Here is a 16949-nt window from a genome sequence, read left to right as displayed (position 1 = left end):
GAAGGCGCGGAGGTGGCTGATGAGCTCCAGCAAGGCCCTGGATCGGGTGCGTCGCATCATCGACGCGGCCATGGTCTTCGCGTCCTTCCTGGTGCCGGCCTGGCCGCTGGTGTTCGCGCGGCTGCACGCCGACCACCGCGGCCCGCTCGCCTGGCTGCTGCCGGTGGGCGTCCTGGCCGCGGTCAGCGTCGTGATCGCCAGGCTGGCCGACCGGTGGCCGCTCGCGCGGTACGCCCTGGTCAGCGCGGCCATCGTGGTGGCGGCCCTGATCAACGCGAGCGATCGGAACACCCTCACCTGGCTGATCATCGCGGTCGCCGGAACCGTCCTCGTGCGGCAGCTCCTGGGCGCCCGCACCAACCAGGGACTGATGCGCGACCTCACCCGCCAGCGGGCCCAGCTCGCCCGGCAGGCGTTCCGCGACCCGCTCACCGGCCTCGGCAACCGGGCCCTGTTCATGGACCACGCCCGGGACGCGCTCGCCGACGCCGACGACACCATGACCGCGGTGATCATGCTGGACCTGGACGGGTTCAAGGGCATCAACGACACGTACGGCCACGCGGCCGGCGACCAGCTGCTGCGGGTCGTCGCCGAGCGGCTCAACGCGAGCGTGCGCACCAACGACACCGTCTCCCGCCTCGGCGGCGACGAGTTCGTGGTGCTGCTGCCGCGGCTCACCGACGACCAGATCGCCGACACCGTCGCCGAGCGGATCCTGCATGATCTGCTCCAGCCGCTCGAAGCCGGCGACGTCGTGCTGACCATCCGGGCAAGCGCGGGCATCGCGTTCACCCGCGGCGCCGGGAGCGACGTCGACGCGCTCCTGCGCGAGGCGGACGCCGCCCTCTACCAGGCCAAGGACGACGGCAAGGGCGTCGCCCGGCGGTTCGACCCGGCCCGCTTCGCCCAGGCCGAGCAGCGCCGGCACGACGAGGACGACCTGCGCCGGGCGGTCGCCGAGCAGCAGTTCGAGGTCCACTACCAGCCGATCGTCGATCTGGACGGCGAGCAGACCGTCGGCGTCGAGGCGCTGGTGCGCTGGCGGCACCCGGCGCGCGGACTGCTCCCACCGGCCGCGTTCCTGGATCTCGCCGAGGACATTGGCCTGATGCCCGAGCTGGGCATCTGGGTGCTGGAGCGGGCGTGCGAACAGGCCGTCGAGTGGCAGCGTGACCACGCCGGCTTCGAGCTGAACGTCAACCTGTCCGCCTCCCAGCTGGGCAGCCCGCACCTGATCGACGACATCCGCGCGGTGCTGGCGCGGACCGGCATCCCGCCGCGCCTGCTGGTGCTGGAGCTGACCGAGTCGGTCGCCCTGACCGACCTGGCCGAGTCGGCCCGGGTGCTCGGCTCGCTCAAGACGCTGGGCGTGCGGATCGCGCTGGACGACTTCGGCACCGGCTTCTCGTCGCTGAGCCACCTCGGCGCGCTGCCGGTGGACGTGGTGAAGATCGACCGGTCGTTCGTGCAGGCCATGCCGGAGTCCGCGACAGGCGCGTCGGTGGCCGAGGCGGTGCTGCAGATCGCCCGCACGTTCGGGCTGTCGCCGGTCGCCGAGGGCGTCGAGGACGCGAGCCAGGCGGAGCGGCTGCGCGGCCTGGAGTGCGCGCACGCCCAGGGCTACCACTTCGCCAAGCCGATGCCGGCGCCCGAGGTGACCGCCCTGCTGGGCGATCAGAGCGGCGGCAAGTCGACCTCGGTCTCGAGCCGCTCCCCCGCGGCCACCCGGGCCAGCAGCGGATGGCCCTCGCCGTAGGCCTTGGCGAGCGCCGCCGTCACCTGTAGCCGGGCCTCCTCGTCGCCGCCGTCGAGCACGGCGTTCCACGCGCAGGCCAGCGTGTCGGGGTGCTCGGCCCCGCGCAGCAGGTGCGACCGCTGCCAGGTGTCGGCGGCGATCTGCTGGGCCTCCTGTCGCTCGCCCAGCCCGAACAGGTCGGTGGCGTAGCCGTTCGCGCAGGCCAGCGTGAACGGATGATCGGCGCCGACGCTGCGCCGCAGGCCGTGCAGGGCCTCCTGGTCGATCCGGCGGGCCTCGACGTGGCCCCCGCCGGCGCGCACCACGCCGGCCAGCGCCGCCGAGGCGGACAGCGTGAACGGGTGGTCGTCGCCGAGCAGCGAGTGGTATCGCACCACCGCGCGCTCCAGCAGGTCTTGCGCATGGCCGAGGTCGCCGGCCGCGGTCGCCGCGTGCGCCAGCGTGACGATCGCGGCGAGCGTCTCGACGTGCAGGTCGCCGAAGCGCCGCCGGCACAGCTCGACGGTGGTCTCGGCGGTCTCCCGCGCGTCGGGCAGGCAGCGGCGCCGGGCGGCCATCGCCGCGACCCGGGCGGCCCACAGCGCGAACGGGTGGTCGTCGGGGATCGCGCCGGCCCGGATGGCGGCCAGCACATCGGTCGCGCCCGCGTAGTCGCCCAGCCCGAACAGGTCGAAGGCGAGCCCGGCCCGGGACGAGATGATCTCGGGATGCCCCTCGGCCAGCGTGGCCTGCCGCTGCCGCAGCACCTGCTCGTCGAGCGCGCGGGCGCCCCGGAAGTCGCCCAGCAGGCGCAGGTCGGCGGCGAGGTTGTTGGCGCAGCGCAGCGCGGTCGGGAAGCCGTCGCCGAGCACCCGCCTGTATCGCAGCATGTTGTCGTTGTCGAGCTGGCGGGCCTGCCCGAAGTGGCCGCGGATGCGCAGGTCGGCGCCGACGCTGTTGGCCGTGGCCAGGGTGGTCTCGTCGTCGCCGCCGAGCGCGGCCCGCTGCGAGCGCAGGGTCTGCTCGTTGAGCACCCGGGCCTCGGCGGTGCGGCCGAGCGCGCGCAGGGCGTTGGCCAGGTGGAACGACGCGAGCAGGGTCTGCTCGTCGTGCTCCCCGAGGCTGTCGCGCCAGCGGGCCACGGCCGCGGCGGCCAGGTCGCGGCTGGAGTCGTAGTCGCCGGCCGCGTAGTGGAACCGCACGCAGTTGATCACCAGCTGGCGGATCTCCTCGGACTCCGCGCCGAGCACGTCGGAGTGGACCAGATGCGGGGTGAGCTCGGCATACCGCGGCCGGCCGACCGGGTCGTCGGGGTCGCCCGGGTCGGCGGCGGCGAGCATGGCCCGGACGGTGGCCTGCAGCGCGGCGTGCCGCTCGGAGCTCAGACTCTGGCCGAGCAGGCTGCGCGACAGGGGATGCACCAGCAGGTGCTCGCCGGGTGGGTCGAGCTCGGCGAGACCGTAGCGGCCGATGAGGCGCAGCGCGGCTTTCAGCCGGCGTTCGATGCGTACGGCCGGGGCCAGCTCGGCCGGGAGCGGCAGCATCCGCGCGCCCCACAGCAGCCGCCAGGACACCGGTGCGCTGCCCAGGAACGCGCCCAGCTCGAGCAGCTGATAGGCGGCCGGCGAGTCGGCCCGCAGCGCGTCGGCCGCCAGCTCCCACGCCACCCGGATCGGGTTGGGGTACGTCAGCTCGGCGTTCCGCGCGTCGAACCGCTCGACGTACTCCCGCACGCTCCAGCCGGTCATGCTGCGCGTCGACGCCGCCAGGTCGAGCGCCATCGGCACGTCCTCGAGCCGCTCGGCCAGCCGCTCGGCGTCGGCCGGGCCGACCTCGGGCCCGCGGCGGCGCAACAGGTCGACGCTGTCGGCCCGCTCGAACGCGCCCACCGGCAGCGACTGCGCCACCTCGGCCGGCCAGCGCGGGTTGCGGCTGGTGATCAGCACGTGGCCCGCGCCGCTCGGCAGGTACGACTTGATCTCCTCGGACCGGTTGGCGTCCTCGAACACCACCAGCCAGTTCCGGTACGGCTCGCCCCGGCTCAGCGCGTCGCGCACCGCGGCCAGCGTGCGGTTGATGTCGCCGGCCTCGGGCAGCGCCAGCTCCTGCGCGAGGCCGATCAGCGCCTGCCGCGCGCCGGCCGACTGCTCGGACGGGATCCACCACACCAGGTCGTACATCTCGGCGTAGCGGTAGACATACTCGACGGCCAGCTGGGTGCGTCCGGTACCGCCCAGCGGATGCTCCTCGCCGGGCAGCAACACCACCGGCCCCGCGGTCAGCAGGCCGTGCAGACGGGAGAGGAGATCCTCGCGACCCACGAAACCGGGGTTACGTGGCGGGAGGCCGCCCAGGATCGGCATGCCGATTACCGTACGTGGAAACGTGACCACAGCGAAAGAAGGACGGCTCTGTTGCCTGATGAGATCGTGACCAGTATCGACACGGACCGTCACGCCACCACGGTCGCCCTGCGCGGCGAGGTCGACGTCCTCACCGTCGGCCAGGTGCGCGTCGCGCTCGAGGAAGCCCTGGCCGCGGGCTCCCGCGAGATCGTGGTCGACCTGCGCGAACTGGCCTTCATCGACTCCACCGGCCTGGGCGCGCTGATCTTCGGCTTCCAGCGCGCCCGGGACGCGGGGATCCGCTATCGCTTGGCCGGGCCGTCCAAGTCGGTCCATCAGATTCTCGCCCTCAGCGGGCTGCTGGAGGTCGTCGAGGTCACGCCCTGAGGCTTTCGGGGTACGGCTGGGCGGCTAGGCCTTGGCGGTGGCGAGCCCGATTCCGGGGGCGATCGGCTTCAGGTGCTTGCCGGCGAAGAGCATCAGGCTCAGCAGGCTCGCCAGGATCGCCAGCGCCCCGGCGCCGTACCAGGCGGCGTCGTAGGTGCCGAGCTGGTCGCGCAGGAAGCCGGCCGAGCTGGCCGCGATCGCCGCGCCGAACTGGTGCGAGGCGAACACCCAGCCGAACACCACCGGACCGCTGGCGCCGAAGTACTCCCGGCACAGCGTCACGGTCGGCGGGACGGTGGCCACCCAGTCGAGGCCGTAGAAGAGGATGAACACCACCATGCTCGGATGGGCGCCGGCGGCGAACAGCGACGGCAGCACCAGCAGGGACAGGCCGCGGCCGAAGTAGTAGACGCCGAGCAGCACGCGGGAGTCGACGCGGTCGGTCAGCCAGCCCGAGATGATCGTGCCGGCGATGTCGAACAGGCCGACCAGCGCGAGCAGGCTCGCGGCCGCGGTCTCGGCCATGCCGTGATCGTGGGCGGCCGGGATGAAGTGGGTGCCGACGAGGCCGTTGGTGGTGGCGCCGCAGATCGCGAAGCCGCCGGCCAGCAGCCAGAACGGGCGGGTGCGGGCGGCCTGGCCCAGCGCGCGCAGGGCGGTGCGGGCGGCGCCGGCGGGGGCGATCGGCTGCGGCCGCTGATACTCGCCGCCGAGCGGGCCCAGGCCGAGCGAGGACGGGTGGTCGCGCAGCTTCCACCCGACCAGGGGTACGACCAGCAGCGCGACGCCGGCCACGGTCAGGGCCGCGACGCGCCAGCCCCGGTGCTCGGTGAGCGAGGCCAGGACCGGCAGGAAGACCAGGTTGCCGGCCGCGCCGCCGGCGGTGAGCACGCCGGTGACCAGGCCGCGGTGCTTGACGAACCAGCGGTTGGCGATGACCGCCACGAAACCGAGCGCCATCGAACCGGTGCCGAGCCCGACCAGCACGCCCCAGCAGAGGATGAGCTGCCAGCTCTGCCGCATGAACACGGTCAGTCCCGAGCCGGCCGCGACCAGCAGCAGCGCGCCCATCACCACGCGCCGGATGCCGAAGCGCTCCATCAGGGCCGCGGCGAACGGGGCGGTCAGGCCGTAGAGCAGCAGGTTGACCGAGACGGCGGCGGAGATGGTGCCGAGCGGCCAGCCGAACTCGTCGTGCAGCGGACGGAGCATGACCGAGGGTGTCGCCCGGAAGCCGGCGGCGCCCACCAGCGCGATAAAGGCAATAAAGGCAACAAACCACGCAGGATGAATTCTGTACGTCTTCGGCACGCGACCAATGATCGGCGGCCGTGCCCGATCCCACGAGTGGCCCGAAGGCCATCATGCGCAAGAATTGGGCCATGCCTCAGCACGTGATCGCCATCCTCGCCCTCGAGCACGTCGTCCCGTTCGACCTCGGCACCGCGACCCAGATCTTCCGGGCCGCCCGGGACGCCCGGGAGCAGCGCCTTTACGACGTACGTGTGTGCGGTCCGGGCCCGATCCGCAGCCACGCCGGCTTCACGGTCGTGCCCGACCACGACCTGGCCGAGCTGGCCATCGCCGACACGATCGTGGTGCCGGGCGTGGACGGCGGCAGCACGGTGACCGACGGCACCCTCCGGGCGGACGTCAAGGCGGCCCTGCTGGCGGCGGCCGAGCGCGGCGCCCGGATCGTGTCGATCTGCACCGGCGCGTCGGTGCTGGCCGCGGCGGGCCTGCTCGACGGGCGCCCGGCCGCGACCCACTGGGCCTGGGCCGATTGCATCCCGGCGCTGTACCCGCAGGTCAAGTGGAACCTCGACGTGCTGTTCGTGGACGACGGCGACATCCTCACCTCGGCCGGCGTCGGCGCCGGCATCGACCTCTGCCTGCACGTCGTGCGCGGCGACCACGGCGCCGAGGTGGCCAACCGGGCCGCCCGCCGGTGCGTGGTGCCGCCGTTCCGGGAGGGCGGGCAGGCGCAGTACATCGAGCGCCCGGTGCCGCACAGCGCGGGCGCGGGCACCGAGCCGACCCGGGCGTGGGCGCTCGACCGGCTGGCCGAGCCGGTCTCGCTGGAGGACATGGCGGCGCACGCCCGGATGAGCGTGCGCACGTTCACCCGGCGCTTCCGGGAGGAGACCGGGATGAGCCCGCGGCAGTGGCTGCTGCGCCAGCGGGTCACCCACGCTCAACTCCTGCTGGAGTCGACCGATCTGGGAGTCGACACGGTGGCGCGTCGCTCGGGCCTGGGCAGCGCGACGGCGTTGCGGCAGCATCTCCAGGCCACGATCGGGGTGGCGCCGAGCGCGTACCGGAAGACGTTCCGGCAACCGCTGCGAACTGGGTCATAGCTCCTCAGCTCGGCGGACATTTGTCCGATCGTCTGGGTCATGGACCAGACCTTCCGCCCGCTGCTCGACGCGCTCAAGCAGATCGGCGTCGATGCGCGCGCCGTGGACGCGGCGGCGGACGAGGCCCAGCGCAGCGGCCGATCGGTGCGCGCCGTCCTGATCAACGACAACGTCGTCACCGAGGAGCAGCTGACCACCGCGGCCGCCAAGGCCTTCGGCATCAACACGCTCGACCTGGCCGGCTTCACCCCCGACCCGCAGGCGCTCAAGCGCATCCCGCTGCCGGTGGTGCTGCGCCACCGCGTGCTCGGCCTGTCGATGGCCGACGGCGAGCTCACCGTCGGCGTGACCGACCCGGGCGACGTGGTGGCGCTCGACGACGTCCGCGCGGCCACCGGCATGACCGTGCGCCCGGTGGTGGTGGCCCGGTCCGAGGTCCGCCGGATCATCGAGAAGCTTCAGCGCGAGTCGAGCGACCTGGGCGAGCTGGCCGAGGGCGAGCAGGACGACCAGGGCGGGATGGCGGCCCAGGCCACCAGCGTCGACGACGCGCCGATCGTGCGCTACGTCAACAACCTGATCGAGCAGGCGGTCCAGAACCGCGCCTCCGACCTGCACCTCGAGCCGACCGAGGACGACATGCGGGTCCGCTACCGGATCGACGGCGTGCTGCACGAGGTCGACGTGGTGCCGCGCGGCGTGATGGCGGCCCTCACCTCGCGCATCAAGATCATGTCTGGCGTCGACATCACCGAGAAGCGGGTGCCGCAGAACGGCCGCATCACCGCGCTCATCCGCGACCGCACGGTCGACCTGCGTACCGCCACGCTGCCGACGGTGTGGGGCGAGAAGATCGTGCTGCGGGTGCTCGACACCGGCGGCATCGACCTCGACATGAACAAGCTGGGCTTCACCCAGCACAACCTCGACCGCTTCGCGGAATCGTTCAGCAAGCCGCACGGGATGGTCCTGGTCACCGGCCCCACCGGCTCCGGAAAATCCACCACCCTGTACGCGACGCTGGGCCGGATCAGCAAGCCGGAGATCAACGTGATCACCGTCGAGGACCCGGTCGAGTACCGCCTGCGCGGGGTCAACCAGGTGCAGGTGAACGCGAAGGCCGGCCTGACCTTCGCGGCGGTGCTGCCGGCCATCCTGCGGTCCGACCCCGACGTCGTGCTGATCGGTGAGATCCGGGACTCGAACACCGCGCAGATCGCGGTGGAGGCGTCGCTCACCGGCCACCTCGTGCTCTCCACGCTGCACACCAACGACGCGCCCGGCGCGGTCACCCGGCTCACCGAGATGGGCATCGAGCCGTTCCTGGTCGGGTCGTCGCTGGACTGCGTGCTCGCCCAGCGGCTCTCCCGGCGCCTGTGCGACTGGTGCAAGGAGGCGTACCAGCCGACCGAGGAGGAGCTGGTCGGCGCCCGCTGGCCGTTCGAGGACCTGGCCGTGCCGCAGGCGCTGTACCGGCCGGTGGGCTGCCGGAACTGCGCGAACACCGGGTACCGCGGCCGGCTCGCGATCCACGAGGTGATGCCGATCTCGCCGGAGATCGAGTCGCTGACCATCCGGCGGGCCTCCGCGAACGAGATCCGCGAGGTGGCTCTCGACCAGGGCATGTACGAGCTGCGGGCGGACGGGCTGGCCAAGGCGGCGGGCGGGCTCACGTCCGTACGCGAGGTCTCCCGCGTCGCGGTCTAAGAAAATCCCGAAATCGTCCGATAGGGGAGCTGATGTACACGACCGACCAGCAGGTGCCGCACCAGACGAACCCGGTCGAGCCGCCCGCGTCCGCGCCGGGCGACCTCGCCGTGCTCAACCAGATGCTCGTGACGCTCGTCGAGTCGGGCGGCTCCGACCTGCACCTGACCGTCGGCATCCCGCCGATGATCCGGGTGAACGGCTCCCTGCGGCCGCTGCCCGGTTACGGCAACCTCAACTCGGCCGACACCGCGCTGCTGGCCCGCGCGGCGATCTCGCCGGAGCAGTGGCAGACCTACCAGGACCGGCAGGAGCTGGACTTCGCGCACAGCATCGTGGGCGTCTCCCGCTTCCGCGGCAACCTCTACGTCCAGCGCAACTCGTGCGGCGCGGTCTTCCGGGCCATCCCCCACAAGATCAAGCCGCTGGACGAGCTGGGCATGCCGGCCTCGGTGTCTCGTTTCGCCCACCTGCCCCGCGGCCTCGTGCTGGTCACCGGCCCGACCGGCTCCGGCAAGACCACCACGCTGGCCTCGATCCTCGACCTCGCCAACCGCAGCCGCGCCTCGCACATCATCACCATCGAGGACCCGATCGAGTTCCTCCACCCGCACAAGCGGAGCGTGGTCAACCAGCGCGAGGTCGGCTCGGACACCGAGGACTTCGCCAGCGCACTCAAGCACGCGCTGCGGCAGGACCCGGACATCATCCTGGTCGGCGAGCTGCGCGACCTGGAGACGACGGCGACCGCGCTGACCGCGGCCGAGACCGGTCACCTGGTGCTGGCCACCCTGCACACGCAGAGCGCCACCCAGACCATCGACCGCGTCATCGACATCTTCCCACCGCACCAGCAGCTCCAGATCCGCGCACAGCTGGCCGCCTCGCTGCAGGGCGTGGTGACGCAGGCGCTGGCGCCGACCGCGGACGGCAAGGGCCGGACGGTGGTCGCCGAGATCCTGACCGCCACCCCGGCCATCCGCAGCCTCATCCGCGAGGGCAAGTCGCACCAGATCCCCTCGTTCATGCAGGCCGGCGGCTCCGAGGGCATGCTCGCCTTCGACCAGGACCTGGCCGAGAAGGTCCGGGAGGGCAGGGTCGCCCTGCAGGTCGCCCTCGAGCTCTGCCACTCGCAGGAGGAACTCAAGAGATTGATGGGCCGGATGTGACGCCATGCCCCTGACCAAGACGTTCCACTACAGCAGCATCGACGCCACCGGACGCAAGTCCAAGGGCACGGTGGAGGCGCCCAACGAGGCGGCCGCCACCCAGATGCTGCGGCAGCGCGGCGAGGTGCCGCTCCAGGTGAGCGGCGCCGGCCATGGTCTCAACCAGGAGTTGAAGATCCCGGGCCTGGGCGGCCGCACGAAGATGAAGGACCTCGCGATCTTCGCCCGGCAGTTCGCCACGATGACGTCCTCGGGGATGTCGTTGCTGCGGTCGCTGGCGATCCTCGAGGAACAGACCTCGGCGGCGTCGCTCAAGGCGGCGATCGGCGAGACGCGTACGGATGTGGCCGGCGGTGTCTCGCTCTCGGCCGCGATGGCCAAGCACGACAAGGTCTTCCCGCGCCTGATGATCGCCATGATCCGGGCCGGCGAGACCGGCGGCATGATCGACCGGGCGCTCGAGCAGATCGCGGCCAGCCTGGAGAAGGACACCGCGCTGCGCAGCAAGATCAAGAGCGCGCTGACCTATCCGGCGATCGTGCTCGCCTTCACGTTCGTGCTGATCGCGGCCGTGCTGATCTTCATCGTCCCGATCTTCGAGTCGATGTTCAAGAACCTCGGCGGCCAGCTGCCGGCGATCACCCAGTTCCTGGTCGACGCCAGCCACAACATGTGGTGGATCGGCCCGCTGCTCGTGATCCTGCTGGTCGGCGGCTCGATCGGCTACAAGCGGCAGATGCGGGCGAGCCCCGAGTTCCGGCTCGCGGTGGACAAGCTGAAGGTCCGCATGCCGGTCTTCGGCTCGCTCTTCCAGAAGCTCGCGATGGCCCGGTTCTCCCGCAATCTCGGCCTGCTGCTCAACGTCGGCGTGCCGGTGATGCAGGCGCTCGCCGTGGTCGGCGAGACCACCGGCAACGAGGTCATCAACATCGCGATGAAGGACGTCCAGGGCGCCGTACGCGACGGGCAGCCGATGTCGTCCGCCATGCGGCACCACAAGATCTTCCCCGAGATGGTCACCCAAATGATCGAAGTCGGCGAAGAAAGCGGTCAGATCAGTCAGATGCTCGACAAAGTTGCCGATTTCTACGACAGGGAAGTCGACAGCGCCGCCGAATCCCTGACCGCGTCCATCGAACCGATCATGGTCCTCGTCATGGGTGCCGTGGTCGGCGGAATGGTGATCTGTCTGTACCTCCCGATGTTCACGATCTACCAGAACATCCAGAGCAACTGAACCTCAAGTACGGCCGGGAACAGCCGATGTGAGGTCGTCCCGGCAAGACCCCAGCAACACCCCTTCCCCGCTCCACCCCCAAAGCCTCGGAGGCACCCCCAATGCACGACACCATCAACCGGCTTCGCGCCAAGAAGGGCGACGAGGGCTTCACCCTCATCGAGCTCCTCGTCGTGGTCGTCATCATCGGCGTCCTGGTCGCGATCGCCGTCCCGGTCTACCTGAACTACCGCAAGGGCGCGGCTGACAAGTCCGCCCAGAGCGACGTGCGCGGCGCGGTCAGCGCGATCGAGCAGTACTACACGGACAACAGCAACACCTACCCGGACCCCACCACGGAAATTAAGAGCACGGACCACAGCTTCAACCTGAAGGACGGCTCCGACGGCCAGGTCGAGGACGGCGGCTGGGTCACCCTGTCGGACAAGTCGAAGATGACCTACGTGCCGAGCGGCGACTCGCTGTCCTACACGGTCTGCGCCACCAACTCCGGTGGCAGCGGCAAGGTCTACGTCTACAACAGCGCGGATGGTGGCTCCGTCACGGCAGTGCCCGATGCCAGCATGGACACCTGCGACTGAGGATCGGTTGAAGCATGACCCGGACGGCGCTACGGCGCCGTCCGGGACAATCCACCATCAGCCCGAGGAGGTCGAAATGCCGCAGCAGTTCCTGCTCAGCGTCGCCGGCCTGCTCGGGCTCGCGGTCGGTTCGTTCCTGAACGTCGTGATCCACCGGCTGCCGCGCAACGAGTCGCTCTCGCGGCCGGGCTCGCACTGCCCGCACTGCGGCAACTCGATCCGCCACCGGCACAACATCCCGGTGCTCGGCTGGCTGATGCTGCGCGGCAAGTGCGCCGACTGCGCGGCGCCGATCAGCGTGCGGTACCCCCTGGTCGAGGCCGGCACCGGCGCGCTGTTCGTCGCCGTCGCCGCGAAGTTCGGCTGGTCCTGGGAGCTGCCCGCCTACCTCTATCTGGCCGCCATCGCGATCGCGCTGGCCGCCATCGACATCGACCTCAAGCGCCTGCCCGACAAGATCGTCGTCCCCTCGTACGCGGTCGCGCCGCTGCTGCTGATCCCCGCGGTGATCGCCGAGCACAGCTGGGGCGCTGTCCTGCGCGGCCTGGCCGCGGCCGCGCTGCTCTACGCCGGCTACTGGGTCCTCGCCGTGCTGCCGAAGGGCATGGGCTGGGGCGACGTGAAGCTCGCCCCGCTGCTCGGCTTCTACCTCGGCTGGCTCGGCTGGGGCTCGGTGGTCGTCGGCGCGTTCGCCGGCTTCCTGCTGGGCGGCGTGGCCGGCGCGCTGCTGCTGGCCGCGCGCGCGGCCACCCGTAAGAGCCGCATCCCGTTCGGCCCGTACATGCTGGCCGGCGCCTTCCTCGCGGTCTTCGCGGCGGCGCCGATCGTCAGCTGGTACACGGGCCTGATCACACCCACCGCCTGAACGAAGGGACTCGCAGATGGCCGGGGTCATCCCGATCGGGCTCGACATCGGCTCGTCCTCGATCCGTGCCGTCGAGGTCCGTCGCAGCAAGGACGGGTACGCCCTCAACAACTTCGGTCAGATCCCGCTGCCGCCGGGCACGGTGACGGGCGGGGTCGTCCAGGACCCGGTGGCGATCACCGGCTTGCTCAAGCAGCTCTGGGCTGGGTGCAAGTTCGGCACCAAGCGGGTCAGCATCGGCGTCACCCACCCGCAACTGGTGGTGCGCGAGATGTCGGTCGCCAACCTGCCGGCCAAGGAGCTGAAGCAGGCGCTGCCGTTCCAGGTCAAGGACGCGCTGCCGCTCGCGGTCGAGAAGGCCGTGCTCGACTTCTATCCCCTGGAGGAGCCGGGCAGCAACCCGACGGTACGCGGGCTGCTGATCGCCATGCCGAAGGCGGCCGTGCTCACCGCGGTCGAGGCCGCGCAGAAGGCCGGCCTGCACGTGGTCGGGGTCGACCTCGCCTCGTTCGCCCTGCTGCGCTCCGCCTCCCGGCTGGATGCCCAGGTCGAGGCCATCGTCGACATCGGCTCGGACGTCACCAGCGTGGTCGTGCACGCCGACGGCGAGCCGCTCATCGTCCGGACCGTGCCGCGCGGCGGCACCGAGATCACCACCTCGATCGCCACCCGGCTGGGCGTGCCGCCGCCGGAGGCCGAGGCGATCAAATGCCACTACGGCCTGCACGGCGACGGCAACCCGGTCACCGTCGATGCGGCCGCCGAGGCGGTCCGCCCGCTCGCCAGCGAGCTGCGCAGCTCGTTCACCTATCTCGCCTCCGGCGAGCGGCAGAAGCAGGTCACCCGGCTGGCGCTCTGCGGCGGCAGCGCGCTGATGCCCGGGCTGGCCGAGCACCTGCAGCAGCAGCTGGGTATCACCGTGATGTACGCCGACAGCGCCAGCCGGCTGCGCGACACCCGCAAGGGCCGCGAGCGCGGGTTCGACAGTTTCGTGCCGTCGGCCGCCGTGTCGATCGGCCTGACCCTGGGAGCGGCAGCCTGATGAGCGACATCAGCACCACGGCCCTCATGCCGCTCGACCCGGCCAGCTCCCCCGAGCACATCAACCGGATCCTGCCGATCCGGGCCAACCTGCTGCCCATGGAGATCATGGCCGGCCGCAACGCCCGCCGTACCCGGATCGTGCTGGCCGCCGCGGTCGCCGTGGTCGCGGTGCTGGTCGGCGGGTGGTATTGGCAGGCCGACAAGCAGCGCGACCTGGTCGCCGACGACCTCGCCTCGGTCACCGGACAGGTCGACACGATCCGCAAGGAGACCCGCGCGCAGCAGTACAAGACGGTCACCGACGCGATCGAGACCCGCGACCAGATCACCGCCGACCTCAAGATCGTGCTCGCCCACGATCTGCCCTGGCAGACGCTGCTGGACTCGCTGCGCACCACCGCGACCGCGCGGAAGGTCACCCTCACCGCCATCGCGGGATCGCTGAACGACGAGACCGCCGGCTCGGCCGCCGCGAGCTCCGGCACGTCCGGCACGCTGACGATCTCCGGGAAGGCGAAGGACAAGCCCACGATCGCCGGCTTCGTCGACGCGGTCGCGAAGGTGGACGGGCTGACCGATGTCTATCTCACCTCGGCCGCCGAGACCGAGCCGGCCACCTGGACGTACACGCTCACCGCGAGCATCGAGACCAGCTTCCTGTGCGGCCGGTACAGCCCCAAGCCGTGCGGAGGCAAATGATGGGTATCCGACGCACCGACCGCCTCTGGATGCTCGGCGGCCTGGCCGGGATCATCGTGATCGTGGTGGCCGCGTACCTCCTGGCGATCAAGCCCATCGACGCCGACCGCGCGGACAAGCAGGGGCAGGTCGAGGACCAGGAGCTGGCCCTGGTCACGCTCAAGCACGACCTCGCCGACCTGAAGACCAAGGCCAAGGATCTCCCGACGTACACCGCGCAGCTCGACGCCAAGAAAGCCGCGATGCCCGAGTCGTACGACGTGCCGAACTACCTCCGCGCCCTGCAGACCTCGGGCACCGCGGTGAGCGTCACGGTCAGCGGCGTCAGCGTCGGCGCCCCGGCGAAGTCGACCGGCGCGGCCGACGTCGTCTCGGTGCCGATCACGCTCACCGCCACCGGCACGCCGGCCAATCTCAGCCGGTTCCTCAACCGCCTGCAGAACGTGCAGAGCCGCGCCGTCCTGATCAGCTCGGTCAACCTCGGCGTCGGCAGCAACCCCGGCGAGATGGCGGCCACGCTGGCGCTCGCCGCCTTCTGCCGCAAGAGCGCCACGTGCGTGGCGACCACTTCCTGACCCGCTGTCGGCGCCGGCCAGCCTGCCGGCGCCATCCCTCGCGGCCGGGTGCCATCCGCGGCCGGCGCCATCCCCGCGGCCCGCGCCTTCCGTCAGCCGACGCGCCAGACGATGGTGTCGCCGGTCAGGGTGGGGCAGACCAGGTAGCCGGCGGCCTGCTGGCAGCGGAACGAGGCCACGTGCGTCATCGAGCCCGCCGTGCGCAGGTCGCCGGTCGCCGCGTCGGGCACCGACACCCAGGTGCGGATGCCCTCGGTGCGCAGGATCAGCCGGCCGAGCTGGCGACTGTGCCCGAGCGGGTGCAACACCCGGCCGGTGCCGGCGTCGATCAGCGCCGCCTCGGCGTCCTCCTGGTTGTCGTACGCGAACAGCCGGCCGGCGTCGTACCGATAGGCGATCCCCCACGACGGCTGCTCCCACCGCACCCCGCCGCCGGCCGGATCCACCGCCGTCACCCAGCGGGTGTCGGCCACGCAGAGCACCGTCCCGCAGTCCGACACGGTGCCGACCGGGCCACCTTCGGTCCGCCAGAGCGGGGTCAGCGAGTGCACCGAGTACGCGGTCAGCGACACCTTCCCCCGCACCCGCCGGGACAGGTAGAGCCGGTCGCCGACCACGCTGACCGACGCGGCGTTGGCCGGCACCGAGTGGTCGCCGCCCTGCTCGTAGATCAGGCCGAGGTCGCCGCGGGCGAGCACGCTGCCGTCCGCGTACGAGAGGACGACCACGTCGCCGTCGTTGCCCACCGCGACGATCCACGGCGAGCCGCCCTGGTAGAGCTCGTCCGGGCCGAGGAAGCCGGCCGGGTCGACCTCGCGGGTCCAGACCACGCGGCCGGTGCGGGCGTCGGTCAGGCGCAGCGAGCTGCGGCCGTTCCACCCCGACTGGGTGAGCACGCCGCCCGGGGTGGCGGTGAGCACGGACGTGTCGGGGGATTCCTGGGACCACAGTTGGCGGCCCGTGGTGGCGTCCAGGGCGGTCAGCCATTGCTGCTCGCTGCCGGACAGGACGAGCACGGTGCGGTCGGCGCCGTCGGTCCACAGGGTCTGCACGGCCCGGTCGAACGGCCGCGTCCAGCGGGTGCGGCCGGCGGGCAGGTCGTAACGGCGTACGAAAGTGGGGGTCGACAGAAACAGCGACCCGGCACCCAGCTGGAGCGACGTGACCGGCTCGGACACCGACAGGACGGGCGTCAGCCCCGGCGGCGGCACGACCGAGCCGCCGAGCGTGAGCAGCGCGATGACCAGCACCGCGAGCAGCCGGACCGGACGCGATCGCTCGACCGCCCGGATCTCCGCGCCGGCGGGCGGCGGGCGGTCGAGATCGATCAGCGGGACCTCGGCGACCATGCGTTCAGCATGCACGGCGAGTGCCCGCGTCGGCATCCGGTAACCGTGAGTACGCTGCCGGTATGTCTTATGCGGTCCCACCGACCCGCACCGCGGCCGTGGTCCGGCAGCTGCGCAACGAGATAGTGACCGGCGAGCTGCCCCCGGGCACGCTGATCAAGGACGCCGAGCTGGCGTCGCGACTCGGCGTCAGCATCACCCCGGTGCGCGAGGCCATCGCCCAGCTCTCCGTCGAGGGCCTGATCGACATCGCGCCCAACCGCACCCGCCACGTCACCCGGGTGACGCAGAAGAACGCGCTCGAGCTGATCGACGTGATGAGCGTGCTGGCCTGCGCCGGTTTCGAGTGGGGCGTGGACAACCTCACCGAGACCCACATCGACCTGCTGCGCCAGCGCCAGAAGGAGTTCGTCGAGGCGCTGCGCGCCGGCAACGTGCTCGCGGCCGGCGCGGCCGGCGCCGACTTCAGCACCATCGTGATCCTGGCCAGCGGCAACCGCGAGCTGCAGTCCATGGTGGATCTCGTGGTCGCGCGCACCATGCGGATCCTCGCGATGACCGCCGAGAGCGGCCTGTGGCACATCTGGATCGAGGGCCACGACGCGATCATCGACCTCCTCGAGGCCGGCGACACCCAGGGCGCGCTGGCGCGGTATCGGCAGATCTACGTCGACTACCGCGACCGGGTCGAGCGAGAGCTCTTCGACGACCTCTAGAGACCTCTAGAGACCATCCGGGGTCGAGGTCCGACGCGCCCGCCCGGCCCTCTGTGGACAGCGACGAATTCTTGTCGTACCCACCTGCTCTACTCGGCCCCACCCAAGTGCGGGGGCGGGGGATGGACTGTGGGCGCCGCGACTCGTGATCAAAAATGGGGGTTGCGGTGATCGCCGGCG

General features: G+C 71.4%; 15 protein-coding genes. 12 read left to right on the top strand and 3 right to left on the bottom strand.

The window, feature by feature from the left end; all coding sequences use genetic code 11:
- The first annotated feature begins 19 nt into the window (after positions 1 to 19).
- The gene (locus ACFQS1_RS36020; RefSeq protein WP_378976691.1) at positions 20 to 1759 is read left to right on the top strand and encodes a putative bifunctional diguanylate cyclase/phosphodiesterase; all 1740 of its coding nucleotides are present in this window, start codon (positions 20 to 22) and stop codon (positions 1757 to 1759) included.
- On the opposite strand, the gene fxsT is transcribed toward ACFQS1_RS36020, so the two are convergent.
- Entirely contained in the window at positions 1678 to 4101 is a 2424-nt protein-coding gene (gene fxsT / locus ACFQS1_RS36015) for an FxSxx-COOH system tetratricopeptide repeat protein (protein ID WP_378976689.1), read from the bottom strand. The two genes, ACFQS1_RS36020 and fxsT, sit on opposite strands and share 82 nt — an antisense overlap.
- Positions 4102 to 4167: 66 nt before the next feature.
- Here fxsT and ACFQS1_RS36010 point away from each other — a divergent pair, with 66 nt between their 5' ends.
- Positions 4168 to 4470, top strand: a complete 303-nt coding sequence (locus ACFQS1_RS36010; RefSeq protein ID WP_378976687.1) for an STAS domain-containing protein — start codon at positions 4168 to 4170, stop codon at positions 4468 to 4470.
- Positions 4471 to 4494: 24 nt separating this feature from the next.
- Here ACFQS1_RS36010 and ACFQS1_RS36005 read toward each other — a convergent pair whose 3' ends face one another.
- Positions 4495 to 5682 carry an MFS transporter gene (locus tag ACFQS1_RS36005; protein ID WP_378976685.1) on the bottom strand — a complete coding sequence of 396 codons (1188 nt, stop codon included), beginning with the start codon at positions 5680 to 5682 and terminating at the stop codon, positions 4495 to 4497.
- Between the two features lie 170 nt (positions 5683 to 5852).
- On the opposite strand from ACFQS1_RS36005, the gene ACFQS1_RS36000 reads away from it, so the two are divergent.
- From ACFQS1_RS36000 to pilO, 9 genes are all read left to right on the top strand, one after another.
- The gene (locus tag ACFQS1_RS36000) at positions 5853 to 6827 is read left to right on the top strand and encodes a GlxA family transcriptional regulator (protein ID WP_378976683.1); all 975 of its coding nucleotides are present in this window, start codon (positions 5853 to 5855) and stop codon (positions 6825 to 6827) included.
- Positions 6828 to 6866: 39 nt separating this feature from the next.
- Positions 6867 to 8534 (top strand): GspE/PulE family protein, encoded by a 1668-nt coding sequence (locus ACFQS1_RS35995; protein ID WP_378976681.1) that lies wholly within the window; start codon positions 6867 to 6869, stop codon positions 8532 to 8534.
- A gap of 32 nt (positions 8535 to 8566) precedes the next feature.
- Complete coding sequence (locus tag ACFQS1_RS35990) at positions 8567 to 9703, top strand: type IV pilus twitching motility protein PilT (protein WP_378976679.1); 1137 nt, start codon at positions 8567 to 8569, stop codon at positions 9701 to 9703.
- A gap of 4 nt (positions 9704 to 9707) precedes the next feature.
- A complete protein-coding gene (locus ACFQS1_RS35985; protein WP_378976677.1) occupies positions 9708 to 10940 on the top strand; it encodes a type II secretion system F family protein in 1233 nt (410 codons plus the stop codon).
- 101 nt (positions 10941 to 11041) lie between these two features.
- Positions 11042 to 11521 carry a prepilin-type N-terminal cleavage/methylation domain-containing protein gene (locus tag ACFQS1_RS35980; protein WP_378976675.1) on the top strand — a complete coding sequence of 160 codons (480 nt, stop codon included), beginning with the start codon at positions 11042 to 11044 and terminating at the stop codon, positions 11519 to 11521.
- Between the two features lie 76 nt (positions 11522 to 11597).
- Positions 11598 to 12386, top strand: a complete 789-nt coding sequence (locus tag ACFQS1_RS35975; RefSeq protein ID WP_378976673.1) for a prepilin peptidase — start codon at positions 11598 to 11600, stop codon at positions 12384 to 12386.
- Positions 12387 to 12402: 16 nt separating this feature from the next.
- The gene (pilM, locus tag ACFQS1_RS35970) at positions 12403 to 13428 is read left to right on the top strand and encodes a type IV pilus assembly protein PilM (RefSeq protein WP_378976671.1); all 1026 of its coding nucleotides are present in this window, start codon (positions 12403 to 12405) and stop codon (positions 13426 to 13428) included.
- Positions 13428 to 14129: a PilN domain-containing protein gene (locus ACFQS1_RS35965; RefSeq protein WP_378976669.1), complete on the top strand. Its 702-nt coding sequence runs from the start codon at positions 13428 to 13430 to the stop codon at positions 14127 to 14129. The genes pilM and ACFQS1_RS35965 overlap by 1 nt, the downstream gene beginning before the upstream one ends.
- On the top strand, positions 14126 to 14704 hold the full coding sequence (gene pilO / locus ACFQS1_RS35960) for a type 4a pilus biogenesis protein PilO (RefSeq protein ID WP_378976667.1): 579 nt from the start codon (positions 14126 to 14128) through the stop codon (positions 14702 to 14704). Before ACFQS1_RS35965 ends, pilO begins: the two co-directional genes overlap by 4 nt.
- Positions 14705 to 14796: 92 nt before the next feature.
- Here pilO and ACFQS1_RS35955 read toward each other — a convergent pair whose 3' ends face one another.
- Entirely contained in the window at positions 14797 to 16089 is a 1293-nt protein-coding gene (locus ACFQS1_RS35955; RefSeq protein ID WP_378976665.1) for an outer membrane protein assembly factor BamB family protein, read from the bottom strand.
- A 26-nt stretch (positions 16090 to 16115) separates the two neighbouring features.
- On the opposite strand from ACFQS1_RS35955, the gene ACFQS1_RS35950 reads away from it, so the two are divergent.
- A complete protein-coding gene (locus tag ACFQS1_RS35950) occupies positions 16116 to 16769 on the top strand; it encodes a GntR family transcriptional regulator (protein ID WP_378976663.1) in 654 nt (217 codons plus the stop codon).
- Positions 16770 to 16949: the final 180 nt, after the last annotated feature.

This window comes from Paractinoplanes rhizophilus, assembly GCF_042664765.1.
GTDB lineage: Bacteria > Actinomycetota > Actinomycetes > Mycobacteriales > Micromonosporaceae > Actinoplanes > Actinoplanes rhizophilus.
The sequence above is the reverse complement of the archived record's forward strand: the minus strand, read 5'-3'. Positions and strand labels throughout refer to the sequence as shown.